Genomic DNA, 15,029 nt, shown 5'->3' on the forward strand with positions numbered 1-15,029 from the left:
TAAAAACAATAAAATATAGTTAATCTTAAAATCATGTTATTTGGGGTTATATTACTTCTATTTAATCATTATTTTGAATAAATAAAAATTAATTGAAGAGTGTAAATGCAAATTAATAACAATGAATTAATTAACAATTAAATCATACTAAAAAAATACTAAACATTGCTGAATGATAAGAGAGCAGCATGCTAAGTTCATTAAAAAACAATATAATGAGTAGCCGATAAATATAATCATCATATTTCAACGTAAAATACTTCAACTTGAAGTATTTTGAATATAAAAATTATACTTGATAGATATTCAATCAATGGAAGGCTAGGTAGGCGAACCGGTCAAAACAGCTCTTGTTGTGCTGTAGGTGGATCCTCTTGTGTTTTTTTTATCGCAAGCGAACGCATATAACGCTGGCGACATAAACGTAAAATATTACGCTTCTGGGGATCTGTAAATTTTAACCAACCAAAACGCTCTTCACGAGAGCGATAGCAACCTCGACAATAGCCTTGTTCGTTAGTTTGACAAATTCCGCGACAAGGGCTCTGGATTTCAAAAAACTCAAGTTGCTCCGCCATGTAAATACCACCTAACGATAAACATTAAATAATGATATACTCCATAAATACGATTATATCTATCATTTACTAATAAAAATTAAATAATTCGAAGTACAGTTAGATGACACCAATGTGTACAAGTGACGCAATATGAGCTTGTTCGACAATAATACTGCAACTTGAATTACCTCAAGTATAAACCCATTTCGTTGTGCTCAAGAGCACAGATACGTTATATTAATCGTTAAAACGATTCAGTTTCACTCAGTTACTTTTTAGGGAGTCTTAATATGCGCTTATTACATACCATGTTACGTGTGACAGACATGCAGCGTTCGATTGATTTTTATACCAAAGTATTAGGTATGCGATTACTGCGTACGAGCGAGAATCCTGAATATAAATATTCATTAGCATTCGTTGGTTACAGTGATGAAAGTGAAGGTGCTGTCATTGAGCTCACCTATAATTGGGGAGTTGATAGCTACGAATTAGGTACGGCTTATGGCCACATTGCCCTTGGCGTCGATAATGTCGCTCAAACCTGTGAAGATATCCGTCATGCAGGAGGTAATGTCACACGTGAAGCAGGCCCGGTAAAAGGTGGTAATACCATTATTGCTTTTGTTGAAGATCCTGATGGCTATAAAATTGAATTAATTGAAAATAAAAGTGCTAGCAAAGGTCTTGGCAACTAATTAATTCGAGTTATTTAAGTTAAGCAGTAAATATTACTGCTTAGCTTAATACTATTAATAATTCGAGGTGCAGCAAGACAGCCAGTAACAGTAGTCACTGAACCTTAATGAAAAAGTGCTTCAATTTGAACTATGACGGGTATATGCAAAATTTTACTGGGTTTGGCATAATAACCAACAACTAGAAACTCTAATATGAATGTCTAATGTCTGATAAAAATAATCCAAATGCACTGGTGAGTCGCTTCAGGGGCTATTATCCTGTTGTTATTGATGTTGAAACTGGTGGATTTAACGCTAAAACAGATGGCCTACTCGAGATAGCCGCCATCACCTTAAAAATGGATAAAGAGGGTTGGCTATCACCCGATGAAACACTCCATTTTCATGTCGAACCATTTGAAGGGGCAAACTTAGAGCCAACAGCCTTAGCATTTACAGGAATTGATCCCACAAATCCCCTACGTGGCGCTGTCAGTGAATATGATGCGCTCCATGCTATTTTTAAAATGGTACGAAAAGGTATGAAAGCCACTGATTGTAACCGTGCCATAATCGTCGCGCATAATGCAACGTTCGATCATAGTTTTGTCATGAATGCAGCTGAACGTGCGGGCCTAAAACGCAATCCTTTTCATCCATTTGCAACTTTTGATACAGCTGCACTAAGCGGTCTAGTCTTTGGTCAGACTATCTTAGCAAAAGCGTGTGTTACCGCAGGGATCCCCTTTGATGGTAAGCAAGCACATGGTGCGCTCTATGATACTAACCGTACAGCCCTACTTTTCTGTGAATTAGTCAATAAATGGAAAAAGTTAGGTGGGTGGCCATTAGCCGAACAAGACTAGTTGATTCAACGTCTCATAGCAAAAAACCGTATTAGCCAATCAGGGACTAATACGGTTTCTTAGAATTATTTAGACTATCTCTACAGGGAAATTACTCTGCACTTGCCTCATCAGCTGAGCGATACTTATCAGCTGTTTCTTTAATCAGTGCTTGTAATTCACCACGCTGATACATTTCCATGATAATGTCACAACCCCCTACTAACTCACCATCAACCCACAATTGTGGGAACGTTGGCCAATTAGCATATTTTGGTAGTTCTGCACGGATATCAGGATTTTGCAGAATATCGACATAAGCGAAACGTTCACCACAAGCAGATAGAGCTTGAACTGCCTGAGCAGAAAAACCACAGCTAGGAAGCTTAGGAGAGCCTTTCATGTACAGCAGAATTGGATTTTCTTTGATTTGGCGTTCGATTCTTTCAATTGTCGTCATTTTTTTACTTCCTTAAAGCTTGGGTGCTGGTTTTGCAGTCAGTAAACAATCGCAAATGCAGATGATGCAACTGTTACTAAGCGAGAATATTTGACCGAAAATATTACTACACATTGTTTCATACAATATGCCAGTTTTACAGGGGCATTACTATAACACCCTCAAATAGAAAAAGGGATTTTTTCTCTATCAGTCTTTTAAAGATAGTTAAATCAAATTAGCTTTATTCTAGCAAACGCATTTTGTGATTTTAGGCTTTATTATCTATATGATTTTACGATGTATTTATATGCTGAATTTGTTAATATAGTACAATGATGCACATGACCATATTTTTATTGTGGTATAATGCGCTAATGACGATAAAATGATACATACAGTGCGCTATATTTTAGTATGTACATGATTAAAAAGACAATTACTCGCTCAACTTTGAGCATCACACCCATACGTGTTGTTTAAAACGCAAACAAGGAGTACGCAATGTCATTTGAACTACCCGCTCTACCTTATGCAAAAAATGCACTAGAACCTTATATCTCTGAAGAGACGTTAGAGTACCACTATGGCAAACATCACAATACTTATGTTGTTAACCTCAACAACTTAGTAAAAGGTACCGCTTTCGAAGGTAAATCCCTAGAAGAAATCATTAAAACTTCTGATGCTGGCATTTTTAACAATGCTGCACAAGTGTGGAACCACACTTTCTATTGGCACTGTTTAGCACCAAATGCAGGCGGCGAACCTACAGGTAAAGTTGCTGATGCAATAAATAAAGCATTTGGTTCATTCGCTGACTTCAAACAACAATTTACCGATGCAGCAATCAAAAACTTTGGTGCCGGTTGGACTTGGTTAGTGAAAAAAGCAGATGGTAGCTTAGCAATTGTTAATACATCTAATGCTGCAACACCAATCTCTGGTGATGATAAGCCTATCCTGACAGTCGATATTTGGGAGCACGCTTACTATATTGACTACCGTAATGCACGTCCAAAATATTTAGAAAACTTCTGGTCACTCGTAAACTGGAAATTTGTTGAAGAAAATCTTGCTTAACTGATTTTTGGCAACATTTAGGGCGAGCAGTGCTCGCCCTTTGTGATCTTACCTTTGCTATTTAAAGGCAAAATTAAAAAATATGTATTGCAAATGTGATGATCACTGCCAAAGAACCAATTGCTGCTAATAATCCGAATTTAAAATCTGTATCCATGAGTTCCTCTCATTATCAAGAACAGTTAACCAGCCATTTGACCCTATACTGTATAAGGTTAAATAAGTATGACATGACGATTTATAAAAACCAGTGTCTATATCACAGGTTATAACATCAATTATTTCTTTTGTTTTTGCGCTAGATCAGACAAAATCCATAACAAATCGCTAAATTATTGCCAGTTAAGTAACTATGCCTCAATATGCTGGTAATTTTTAATAAGTATTCATAACAAGACCGATTATTGGTCAGGAGTTTTTTTTTCCCATGGCAACGATTAAAGATGTGGCGAAGCGTGCTAATGTCTCCACCACAACTGTATCCCATGTAATTAATAAAACGCGCTTCGTAGCCGATGATACTAAGGCTGCTGTTTGGGCTGCGATAAAAGAACTCAACTATTCGCCAAGTGCTGTTGCTCGTAGTTTAAAAGTTAACCATACTAAGTCGATTGGCTTACTTGCCACATCGAGCGAAGCCCCTTATTTCGCAGAAGTTATTGAATCTGTCGAAAACAGTTGTTATGAAAAAGGTTACACACTCATTCTTTGTAACTCACATAATAACTTAGGTAAACAGCAAGCTTACTTACAAATGCTTGCTCAAAAACGTGTTGATGGCCTTCTGGTGATGTGCTCTGAGTACCCAGAAAAGCTCATTAGCATGTTAGAAGATTACCGTAATATCCCTATGGTCGTTATGGATTGGGGGACGTCGCGAGGTGATTTTACTGATAGCATTATTGATAATTCATTTCATGGTGGTTACTTGGCGGGTCGTTACTTAATTGATCGTGGGCATCGTGATATTGGGGTGATCCCAGGCTCACTTGAGCGGAACACGGGGATTGGTCGCCTCACCGGCTTCCGAAAAGCAATGGAAGAAGCCAAAGTCACTTTACGTGATGAGTGGATTGTACAGGGAGACTTTGAACCTGAGTCCGGCTATAAAGCAATGATGCAAATCTTAAGTAACAAACAAAAACCAACAGCGGTCTTTTGTGGTGGTGATATTATGGCTATGGGAGCCATTTGCGCTGCCGATGAGATGGGGCTGCGTGTTCCACAAGATATTTCTATCATTGGCTATGATAATGTGCGTAATGCACGCTATTTTACCCCTGCACTCACCACTATCCACCAGCCCAAAGAACGTCTAGGCCAAATGGCCTTTACTATGCTACTCGACCGTATCGTGAATAAGCGTGAAGACGCACAAACCATTGAAGTGCACCCACGTTTAGTCGAGCGCCGTTCTGTTGCTGATGGACCATTTATTGATTATCGCCGTTAACCGTTAAGGTGCTAACCACTCAGCGTTGAGAGTTTGACTGTCTCCAAGATATTCAAGTAACCAACTCAACGCTGGTGATGTATTTTTTTCAACCCAAGTTAAGCAGCAAGGGCTTGGTGGAAAAGGCTGTGATAACTCTAATGGGACTAACTTACCCTGCGTACAATACGGCGCTGCGCGATGTTCCGGAACCATGCCGACACACAGCTCATTAACTAAACACACCATACCATCTTCCCAATAAGGTACCACAAGGCGCCGTTGGTTATCTAATGCCCATGTATCTCTTTTAGGAAGATTTCTTGAAGTATCTTCAAGGCATAAACTCGGGTAATCACGCATTTGATCATCTGTTAGTTTCCCTTCAATTTTTGCCAATGGGTGATTTGGCGCTGCAACACACCACCATGACATAAAGCCCATATCACGAAAACTGTAACGTTCTCCGATGGGTGAAGCTCTGGTTGCCCCAATTGCTACATCCACTCGACCATCAGCCAATGCATCCCATACACCATTAAAAACTTCAGGGTGAATATATAATTCGATATCCGGAAAATGACGATAGAAATCTAATATCAGTTGCTGTGTCCGTTGAGGTTTCACAATACAATCAACAGCAATACTAAACTGCCCTCTCCAACCATTAGCTGCCTGTTGGCATTGATGACGCGTTTGTGTCATTTTTTTGATGACTGAGCGCCCTTGCTTGATAAATATCTCCCCAGCTTCCGTCAAGACGACATCGCGATGACGGCGTTCAAATATTGGTACAGCAAGCCATTCCTCCACTTGCTTAACGGTATAGCTAATTGCGGAAGGGACACGATGTAATTCCTCTGCTGCGCCACTAAAACTCCCGGTTCTTGCAACCGCATCAATCACTTCTAACGCATGCGCTGACCACATAACGATACCTTTCAAAAATTTTGATAGCAGGATCCAAATATTACCGTTTCACAATGTAAAAATATAGCCTATACAATAGCGTACATATTAACAATTTTGTAAACTCTAGAAAGTAAATCGCTATGACAAATACTGTGACGAAAAACTCCCCAGGTTTTATGCTCTACCTTGCTGGACTGAGCATGTTAGGGTTTCTAGCCATCGATATGTACCTCCCTGCATTTGGCTCTATGCAAACGGCATTAAATACCACTGAAGGGGCAATTAGCGCCTCCTTAAGTATCTTTCTTGCTGGTTTTGCCTTCGCACAACTGCTATGGGGACCTTTGTCAGACAAACTTGGACGCAAGCCTATTTTAATTGCTGGCTTATTACTGTTTATTCTCAGCTGCTTAGGTATTCTTTGGGTAACCGATGCGACACAGTTACTGATCCTACGTTTCTTGCAAGCTGTTGGCGTTTGTAGTGCCGCTGTTCTTTGGCAAGCATTGGTTATTGACCGTTATGATGCGGCGAGTACCCAAAAGGTATTTGCATCTATTATGCCGCTCGTTGCATTATCACCGGCATTGGCGCCATTATTAGGTGCATGGGTATTGGAACATTATGACTGGGAAATTATTTTTATCGTTTTAATGGCTGTGGGTATTTTATTATTACTTCCAACACTGTTATTAAAAAACGTCACCCCCAAAGCGATGACTACTGACGCGACAGAAAGTAAATCTATTTCCTTTTTCACTTTACTGAGCTCACGTATTTTTAGTGGGAACGTTTTAATTTATGCATCTTGTAGTGCAGGATTTTTTGCTTGGCTAACAGGATCACCGTTTATTTTACGTAATATGGGCTTCAACCCAGCAGATATTGGATTAAGCTATATTCCACAAACATTAGCGTTTATTGTCGGTGGGTATGGTTGTCGTTTTATTTTAATCAAACTACGAGCTGAAGTATTATTTCCATTACTATTAGTAGGTTATGCAGTCAGTATGATTATCTTATTTTTAATATCTATGTATGCTGAACCAACACTGACCATGATACTAATACCATTCTGCTTTATGGCAACCATGAACGGAGCCTCTTACCCAATAGCGGTATCCAAAGCATTGAATGCCTATCCACAAGCTAGCGGTAAAGCTGCTGCTTTGCAAAATTCTTTACAACTTGGGTTATGTTTTTTAGCCAGCCTCTTGGTTTCAGCGTTACCTTTCGACCCACTCTTAGCCACCACAGGGGTGATGGCGGTGACAATAATTCCGATGGTTATCGGTTATTTTCTACAACATACAAAAGATCACTCTAAATCATCACAAAAAAGCTCTGAATATCAGCCGCAATAACTACTTTTCTGATCAGCCACTGTATTTTAGTGGCTGATTTTGATAAAAAATCAAAAATTGACACTCTTTATTTGACCTTCCAGACATTATTAGAAACTCTAATTGCGCGTATTTACTCTAAATTTTACTTTTCTATCAAAAGTGACATTTTTCGCCATTGTTAAATAAAATTATCACTTCTATACTCGGAGAGTACTTAGTCCGAAGTGATTTTTGAGTTAATACTGTACTCTAAATAATTCTAGTCACAGCGAGGCGATTAATGAATCAGCTGTTAGGTGCGTACTAAAGTATGTAACCGACGCCTATGAACGTAGTCACCGTACCTAATAAAAGGTCCTGCGACTTGAAGTATGACGAGTATACTCAGGGTCAATAATATTTATTACCAAACCCTGTCTTTGCGAAGCTATTTCTTCGCAGCCCTACACTTTCAGCAAGTTAAAATTCTATCTCAAAAACCTTCATCTCAAGTTGGAGAGCATATGAGCACTTGTGTAGATGAAACCAAAAGTAAAGTTTCAAATTGGCAAAGAATTGCAGAATCGTTATTAAGCCAAGCTGGCATCGAAATCAACGGTTCCCGCCCATTTGATATTCAAGTTCATAATACCGATTTCTTTAAAAGAGTTTTGCAAAAAGGCTCTCTGGGCCTCGGTGAAAGTTATATGGATGGCTGGTGGGATTGCGAGCGTCTTGATTTATTTTTCTATAAAGTCTTACAGGCGAAACTCGATACTAAGCTACCCAATAATCTTACTGATATAATGAAAGTCGCAATGGCGCGCCTAAGGAATTTGCAAACTCAGAAGCGTTCATGGATTGTCGGAGAAGAGCACTACGATTTAGGTAATGATCTTTTCACCCTAATGTTAGATCCTTATATGCAATATTCCTGCGGCTATTGGAATGAAGCAACTACGCTTGAGCAAGCGCAAATCAATAAATTAGATTTGATCTGCCGTAAGCTACAAATAGAACCGGGTATGCGCTTACTCGATATTGGTTGTGGTTGGGGAGGCCTTAGCGCTTATGCTGCACGTTATTATGGCGCATCCGTCACTGGTGTCACTATTTCGAAAGAGCAACAAAAATTAGCTCAAGAGCGTTGTAGTGGGCTTGACGTTAATATTATTTTACAAGATTACCGTGAATTAAATGATAAATTTGATCGGATTGTTTCAGTTGGCATGTTTGAGCACGTAGGCCCTAAAAACTATTCCACTTATTTTGATGTTGCACGTAAGAATATTAAAGATGATGGTTTATTTTTATTACATACCATCGGCTCAAATAAAAACAAAGTGAATGTTGATTCATGGATTGGCAAATATATTTTCCCAAATGGAGTGCTCCCTTCTATTGAGAATATTGGCCAATCCAGTGAAGGGAAATTTGTCATGGAAGACTGGCATAATTTTGGTTCTGATTATGACAAAACACTAATGGCATGGTATCAGCGATTTTTAGACAGTTGGCCTGAGCTTAGCGATAATTATACGCCACGCTTTAAACGCATGTTCACTTACTATTTGAACTCATGTGCTGGGGCATTCAGAGCCAGAGATATTCAATTATGGCAAATCCTTTGGAGCCCTAAAGGCGCTAAAGGAGGAATACGCGTACCAAGGTAATTCGTTATTAATCAACCTGAACTAGGGCGCTATCTTTTGATATAGCGCCTTAGTTCATCTATAAATACTATTTTCATTAGTTTTTCCCCTAAAAATGGTTATCATGGGCTAATTATATAACTCACCATGGGTAAGCTATGCTCAAACAGTATTATCCGCCTGCTGAATTGAATGGTTTTATCAGCTCAGTGTTAATTCTTAAAAAATTTACGGTACCAATAAAAGTGTTTCCGGGTACTGGCGCGGAGATTTGGGTTTCATCCAAAGAGTTATGCATATCTACTGAAAACCATATAAAAACAAATAAATATCAACTTGTTATCCCTCGCATTGATACCTTCACAGCTAAACCGAATAATGGAAATTTGATGGTATTGCGTGTTCGCCATGATGCGGTGCGTTTTCTGCTCCCTGAACGAACATTATCTTATACTGATAAGCCAACCGCCTTAGCTGACATTTGGCAAGAGCCTTGGTATCTAGATTTAGCAAATTCCTCTTTTAAAGGACTGTTAGACTGCTTTGTCCGTACCAAAGCGTTAAAACAGCCCCAATTAATCGATGATATACTCAATATTCTTTATCGCAATCCCACTAAAAAGATCACAGATATTGCCGATGAAACGGGATATAGCGCACGTTTTATACAAAAAGAATTTTTAAAAGAATATGGTATTACCCCTAAGAGATATCAGATTAATTGTCGTTTAGAACAATTACTTAAAGCTATGCTGAAAGAGCAGGATACCTACCGCTGGCTAGAAACAGGTTATTATGACCAATCACACTTCTATCGTGATTTTAAACGATATTTTACGATGACACCTTCCGCATTCTTAAAGTCTGATTATTCGTTTTTTTACAATACAATCGCAAAGCAAACTTTAAGATAGTTCTCAATACACATAAGGAGAACGGAATGAGTATTGTTGTATACGCACAAATCACAACGGAAAATAAAAACGGATTTTTAACTAAAGACATCGTCAAAAATTTAGCGAAATTAAGTCGACGTGAGCAAGGATGCATCAAGTATGATCTGATTACTAAAGAGGATGGCTATATCGTTTTTGAAGAATGGGAAAGCACCGCAGCCCTTGAAATGCATAAAAAATCAGAGCATTTTAAACGTTTAGTCGAAGCAATTGAACGTGACAATGCGAGTATTTCAATTAACTTCAGCGAAAATTACCAACAAACTGTTTAACTAAACAAATTAACGATAGGTATTAGAGCAATACCCACTAATAGTTAACTACAAAATACACAGGGCTGATGCCCCCTCCCCTAACTTTTAAATGCTATAACACCGATACAATACGGGTGATATAGCATTTTTTAGTGAATATCTAAGACTTCAATTTACATATCATTCTCTTGCGACACAGCCTGCTGTGCTTTTTTCTCTTGCTCTTTTTGTAATAGCACACGCTCTACTGTATCAACAATTGCTTGGGTTTGTGGGTCGATCTCGATATTAACTTTATCACCTAAGCGTTTTTTCCCTAAGGTTGTTCTCGCTAAGGTTTCAGGGATCAAGTGAACACAAAAGCGGTTATTGATGACATCTCCAACCGTTAAGCTAATACCATCAATTGCCACAAAACCTTTGTGCAAAATGTATTTCATCAGTGATTTATCATAAATAGATAACCAAATCTGGTGATTATCTTCTGAAGTGAAGATCTTGCTGATTTCAGCGGTCGTTACAATGTGCCCCGACACAACATGACCACCAATTTCATCACCATACTTAGCGGCCCTTTCTATATTAACCACATCACCGACTTGTAGTTCACCAAGGTTGGTCAGCCTAAGAGTCTCTTTGATTAAATCAAAACTAACCTGTTCACCTTCAATTTTTGTGACTGTCAAACAACAACCATTATGCGCAACAGAAGCGCCAGTTTCTAAACCAACGAGTAGATCTGGTGTGAATTTCATTACATGGGTACGAAAATTGGCTCTCTCTGTAACTTCAATAATTGGGGCCGTGCCCTGAACAATACCTGTAAACATAATGATTCTCAGTAGGTTGAATTAATAGACTCAGTTTACCTGACATTTTTGAGAGATCTATCTGATTTGAGCGGTTTGTTGATGGCGATAACTATTCAACTTTATGCTGTATGCATGTCAATAAATGCCTTTATTTAAAATTCATCCTTATGAGTCATTGGCTAACACTATTAAAAGAGTTAAAATATAACGCTAACAGTAAGTATTTGATTTATCGTAAATCATTGGCATTTCCTTCTTTATATTCTTTTTATTAGCATTTATTACTCTAAAGGTGTGTGCGTGCAGAAATATTTTACAGAAGCGCGTAGCTTGCTTGCTCTCGGCATCCCGATCATTCTTGCCCAATTTTCACAAACTGCAATGGGGTTTGTGGATACGGTTATGGCAGGTAGTGTCAGTGAAATTGAGATGTCAGCAGTTGCTGTCGGAATTTCAATTTGGTTACCGGCTATTCTTTTTGGACAAGGGCTATTAATGGCACTGACGCCTATCGTGGCGCAAATGAATGGTTCAGGTCGCCGTAATTTGATAGGGAATCAAGTTCAACAAGGGCTGTGGTTAGCGTTTTTCTTATCACTTGGCGTGATCTTTTTGCTTTATAATAGCAAACTTATTATTGGCAATATGCCGCATATGAATGCGGAATTAGCGGATAAATCGGTTCGTTTTTTACATGCTATCATGTGGGGTGCGCCGGGCTATTTATTCTATCAAGTTTATCGTAGCCAATGTGAAGGATTATCCAAAACAAAGCCAGGTATGGTCATTGGCTTCCTAGGTTTAATGGTCAATATCCCTATCAACTATATCTTTATTTATGGGCATTTTGGCGCACCTGCATTAGGTGGCGTAGGATGTGGCGTTGCAACAGCATCAGTTTATTGGGTGATGTGTATCTTAATGCGTTGGTATGTCAGAAAAGCGCCTTCGCAGCGTGACATCCATGCAACGCTGCGGTTTGCTTCCCCTGACCCACTTATCCTAAAACGTATTTTTGTTTTAGGTGTGCCTATCGGATTAGCATTATTTTTTGAAGTGACCTTATTTGCCATTGTTGCATTATTAGTTGCACCACTGGGCGTAGTCGCTGTTGCTGGGCATCAGGTCGCATTGAACTTTAGTTCGGTGATGTTTATGTTCCCGCTATCATTAGGTATCGCGGCAACAATCCGTGTAGGTTACAACCTAGGTCAACAGTCAACTGAAGCGGCAAAAATATCGTCCTATACGAGCTTAGCGGTCGGTTTATTATTAGCTTCCTTGACCGCAATTGTTACCGCAGCCCTGCGCGAACCCATCGCACTGATGTACAACAAAAACCCTGAAGTTGTCGTATTGGCATCAAGTTTGATGCTATTTGCAGCAATCTATCAACTTTCAGACTCAGTACAGGTTATTGGCGCAGGTATTCTGCGTGGTTATAAAGATACACGTTCGATCTTCTTTATTACTTTTACTGCTTACTGGCTATTAGGATTACCAATTGGCTACGCTCTAGCGTTAACGGATCTGTTTGCCGAACCAATGGGCCCTCAAGGTTTTTGGATTGGTTTTATTATCGGTCTGAGTGCTTCTGCAATTGGTATGGCAGGACGTATTTGGTGGATCCATAAGCAGCCTGATAGCTTCGTTTTATTACGTTCAACACGTTAATTGAACGAATAATCAGCAGGTTAATATCTTAGGGAGATGTATTTTTCGCTTAGTCGCTGTAAATACGAGCAAACTATCACGAAAATACATTTTCCCCTTGCCAGAACGACAACAGGACGTTAATATTCGTTCCCGTTGTCACCTTGACAGTTTTGAAGCGCGTCCGTAGCTCAGTTGGTTAGAGCACCACCTTGACATGGTGGGGGTCGGTAGTTCGAGTCTACTCGGACGCACCATTTCATAACGTCAACGAAATCACGATGCGTCCGTAGCTCAGTTGGTTAGAGCACCACCTTGACATGGTGGGGGTCGGTAGTTCGAGTCTACTCGGACGCACCATTTCACAACGTCAACGAAATCACGATGCGTCCGTAGCTCAGTTGGTTAGAGCACCACCTTGACATGGTGGGGGTCGGTAGTTCGAGTCTACTCGGACGCACCATTCTAGAATATTCATTATTTCAATACGCTACCTCAACGATTATCAATATTTCAGTCTTTCTCTTTTGTTGCGCAACTCATTCACCTAAAATCATCATTTCTTTTGATCTGTATTGCCTCTTAATCTAATTTTTAAAAATTTGATTTGTCTCACAGTTTTTTGTTGTCTATAATAAGCGCACAAGCTGAAAGGTTTCACTAGAAACAAATCAGTAAGTTAGCTTTTGTGTATTAGATCAGAACTACAATAATGACAATAAAATATGAGATCTAATTCACAACATAATTGCATTAAACACCAGACTGTCGCCTATTCTTACTACAATACGTTGCGCAACACTGACAAGTCAGTGTGCTTCATGAGATCAGGCGACAATACCGATTTCTTTTATAACCTTTAGATAGACTGCCATGAAAAAAACGAAAATTGTTTGTACCATCGGCCCAAAAACCGAATCAGAAGAAAAATTAAGTCAACTTCTTGATGCAGGCATGAATGTCATGCGTCTTAACTTCTCTCACGGCGACTATGAAGAGCATGGTCAACGCATTAAAAACCTACGCGCAGTTTGCGCAAGAACAGGTAAACAAGCAGCTATCTTGCTTGATACTAAAGGCCCAGAAATCCGCACTATGAAATTGGAAGGCGGTAATGACGTCTCTCTCGTTGCAGGCCAGACATTCACATTTACTACTGATACCTCAGTAATTGGTAATAAAGATAAAGTTGCTGTCACATACTCAGGTTTAACTTCAGATCTCAACGCAGGCGATACTGTTTTGGTCGATGATGGGCTCATTGGCATGAAAGTCAAAGATGTCACTGCGACTGAGGTAATCTGTGAAGTCTTAAATAACGGTGATTTAGGCGAGAAAAAAGGCGTTAACCTACCAGGTGTTTCCATTGGTTTACCTGCACTTGCAGATAAAGATAAAGAAGATTTGGTGTTTGGTTGTGAACAAGGCGTTGACTTTGTTGCTGCCTCCTTTATCCGTAAACGCTCTGATGTTGAAGAAATTCGTGCTCACCTGAAAAAACATGGTGGAGAAAACATTCAAATCATTTCTAAGATCGAAAACCAAGAAGGTTTAAACAACTTTGATGAAATCTTAGAAGCGTCTGACGGCATCATGGTTGCTCGTGGTGATTTGGGTGTTGAAATCCCCGTTGAAGAAGTTATTTTTGCACAAAAAATGATGATTGAAAAATGTGTTGCTGCACGTAAAGTTGTTATTACTGCAACACAAATGTTAGATTCAATGATCAAAAATCCACGCCCTACCCGCGCAGAAGCTGGTGATGTTGCTAACGCAATTATCGATGGGACCGATGCGGTTATGCTATCGGGTGAAAGTGCCAAAGGTAAATACCCTATTGAAGCTGTCACCATCATGGCAACAATTTGTGAACGTACTGACCGTGTTATGCCATCACGTATTGATAGCCAAAAACCAGGTCAGCGCTTACGCGTTACCGAAGCCGTTTGCCGTGGCGCAGTTGAAATGTCTGAAAAATTAGATGTTCCTCTGATCGTCGTCGCAACTTTTGGTGGTAAATCGGCAAAATCAGTACGTAAATACTTCCCAACAGCCCCTATTTTAGCGTTAACTACCAATGAAGAAACCGCGCGTCAGCTATTATTAGTCAAAGGCGTAGTACCTATGATGGTAGGTGGTTTTACTTCTACTGATGATTTTTATCGTGAAGGTAAGCGTGCAGCACTGAATAGTGGATTAGCGAAAGAAGGTGATGCGATTGTCATGGTGTCTGGTGCGTTAGTGCCAAGTGGTACGACAAATACCTCTTCAGTACATGTATTATAATAATCGATTCTACTGTTTAATCACGGTATAAGGTTTCGATATTTGATGAAAGCGGGGACATTTGTGTTTCCGCTTTTTATTTTGGTTATATTCATCCTACTGCAAGTTACAACGCTTTTGGTTAAACATTAATAATCGAG

15 protein-coding genes and 3 tRNA genes are annotated in these 15,029 nt (G+C 39.4%); 13 read left to right on the forward strand and 5 right to left on the reverse strand.

The genetic code is table 11. The annotated features are described in order from the left end of the window. Window positions 1-338: 338 nt before the first annotated feature. Window positions 339-578 carry a DUF1289 domain-containing protein gene (locus tag JI723_RS11635; RefSeq protein WP_070929743.1) on the reverse strand — a complete coding sequence of 80 codons (240 nt, stop codon included), beginning with the start codon at window positions 576-578 and terminating at the stop codon, window positions 339-341. 272 nt (window positions 579-850) lie between these two features. On the opposite strand from JI723_RS11635, the gene gloA reads away from it, so the two are divergent. Both gloA and rnt read left to right on the forward strand, forming a co-directional pair. Further along, window positions 851-1,258 (forward strand): lactoylglutathione lyase, encoded by a 408-nt coding sequence (gene gloA, locus JI723_RS11640; RefSeq protein WP_070929744.1) that lies wholly within the window; start codon window positions 851-853, stop codon window positions 1,256-1,258. A gap of 206 nt (window positions 1,259-1,464) precedes the next feature. Further along, the gene (gene rnt / locus JI723_RS11645; RefSeq protein WP_070929745.1) at window positions 1,465-2,106 is read left to right on the forward strand and encodes a ribonuclease T; all 642 of its coding nucleotides are present in this window, start codon (window positions 1,465-1,467) and stop codon (window positions 2,104-2,106) included. A gap of 91 nt (window positions 2,107-2,197) precedes the next feature. Here rnt and JI723_RS11650 read toward each other — a convergent pair whose 3' ends face one another. Continuing rightward, window positions 2,198-2,545 carry a Grx4 family monothiol glutaredoxin gene (locus tag JI723_RS11650; protein ID WP_070929746.1) on the reverse strand — a complete coding sequence of 116 codons (348 nt, stop codon included), beginning with the start codon at window positions 2,543-2,545 and terminating at the stop codon, window positions 2,198-2,200. Window positions 2,546-3,028: 483 nt separating this feature from the next. Here JI723_RS11650 and sodB point away from each other — a divergent pair, with 483 nt between their 5' ends. Then, window positions 3,029-3,607 (forward strand): superoxide dismutase [Fe], encoded by a 579-nt coding sequence (gene sodB, locus JI723_RS11655; protein WP_272579714.1) that lies wholly within the window; start codon window positions 3,029-3,031, stop codon window positions 3,605-3,607. Between the two features lie 73 nt (window positions 3,608-3,680). Here sodB and cydH read toward each other — a convergent pair whose 3' ends face one another. After that, complete coding sequence (gene cydH, locus JI723_RS19915; RefSeq protein ID WP_139158717.1) at window positions 3,681-3,764, reverse strand: cytochrome bd-I oxidase subunit CydH; 84 nt, start codon at window positions 3,762-3,764, stop codon at window positions 3,681-3,683. Between the two features lie 270 nt (window positions 3,765-4,034). On the opposite strand from cydH, the gene purR reads away from it, so the two are divergent. Beyond that, window positions 4,035-5,060, forward strand: coding sequence for an HTH-type transcriptional repressor PurR (gene purR, locus JI723_RS11660; protein ID WP_070929748.1), 1,026 nt, complete (start codon window positions 4,035-4,037; stop codon window positions 5,058-5,060). Between the two features lie 3 nt (window positions 5,061-5,063). Here the strand turns inward: purR and punR are convergent, their stop codons facing one another. Beyond that, on the reverse strand, window positions 5,064-5,969 hold the full coding sequence (gene punR / locus JI723_RS11665; RefSeq protein ID WP_070929749.1) for a DNA-binding transcriptional activator PunR: 906 nt from the start codon (window positions 5,967-5,969) through the stop codon (window positions 5,064-5,066). Between the two features lie 122 nt (window positions 5,970-6,091). Between punR and punC the strand changes: the two genes are divergently transcribed. The 4 genes from punC (at window position 6,092) to JI723_RS11685 (ending at window position 10,156) form a co-directional block, all read left to right on the forward strand. Continuing rightward, on the forward strand, window positions 6,092-7,315 hold the full coding sequence (gene punC / locus JI723_RS11670; RefSeq protein WP_070929750.1) for a purine nucleoside transporter PunC: 1,224 nt from the start codon (window positions 6,092-6,094) through the stop codon (window positions 7,313-7,315). 485 nt (window positions 7,316-7,800) lie between these two features. After that, window positions 7,801-8,949 (forward strand): cyclopropane fatty acyl phospholipid synthase, encoded by a 1,149-nt coding sequence (gene cfa / locus JI723_RS11675; RefSeq protein ID WP_272579712.1) that lies wholly within the window; start codon window positions 7,801-7,803, stop codon window positions 8,947-8,949. A gap of 137 nt (window positions 8,950-9,086) precedes the next feature. Beyond that, window positions 9,087-9,842 carry a helix-turn-helix transcriptional regulator gene (locus JI723_RS11680; RefSeq protein WP_140179136.1) on the forward strand — a complete coding sequence of 252 codons (756 nt, stop codon included), beginning with the start codon at window positions 9,087-9,089 and terminating at the stop codon, window positions 9,840-9,842. A gap of 26 nt (window positions 9,843-9,868) precedes the next feature. Beyond that, complete coding sequence (locus tag JI723_RS11685; protein ID WP_272579711.1) at window positions 9,869-10,156, forward strand: putative quinol monooxygenase; 288 nt, start codon at window positions 9,869-9,871, stop codon at window positions 10,154-10,156. A gap of 155 nt (window positions 10,157-10,311) precedes the next feature. Here the strand turns inward: JI723_RS11685 and JI723_RS11690 are convergent, their stop codons facing one another. Then, on the reverse strand, window positions 10,312-10,968 hold the full coding sequence (locus JI723_RS11690) for a riboflavin synthase subunit alpha (RefSeq protein ID WP_140179134.1): 657 nt from the start codon (window positions 10,966-10,968) through the stop codon (window positions 10,312-10,314). Between the two features lie 282 nt (window positions 10,969-11,250). Between JI723_RS11690 and JI723_RS11695 the strand changes: the two genes are divergently transcribed. From JI723_RS11695 to pykF, 5 genes are all read left to right on the forward strand, one after another. Continuing rightward, window positions 11,251-12,624, forward strand: a complete 1,374-nt coding sequence (locus JI723_RS11695) for an MATE family efflux transporter (protein ID WP_337979392.1) — start codon at window positions 11,251-11,253, stop codon at window positions 12,622-12,624. A 159-nt stretch (window positions 12,625-12,783) separates the two neighbouring features. Continuing rightward, a tRNA-Val gene (locus JI723_RS11700) sits at window positions 12,784-12,860 on the forward strand. A 26-nt stretch (window positions 12,861-12,886) separates the two neighbouring features. Continuing rightward, window positions 12,887-12,963: transfer RNA gene (locus JI723_RS11705), tRNA-Val, on the forward strand. Window positions 12,964-12,989: 26 nt separating this feature from the next. Further along, a tRNA-Val gene (locus JI723_RS11710) sits at window positions 12,990-13,066 on the forward strand. Window positions 13,067-13,476: 410 nt separating this feature from the next. Next, entirely contained in the window at window positions 13,477-14,889 is a 1,413-nt protein-coding gene (pykF, locus tag JI723_RS11715; RefSeq protein WP_070929756.1) for a pyruvate kinase PykF, read from the forward strand. The last annotated feature ends 140 nt before the right edge of the window (window positions 14,890-15,029 follow it).

Origin of the sequence: Providencia manganoxydans (assembly GCF_016618195.1) — a bacterium.
GTDB classification, from domain to species: Bacteria; Pseudomonadota; Gammaproteobacteria; order Enterobacterales; family Enterobacteriaceae; genus Providencia; species Providencia manganoxydans.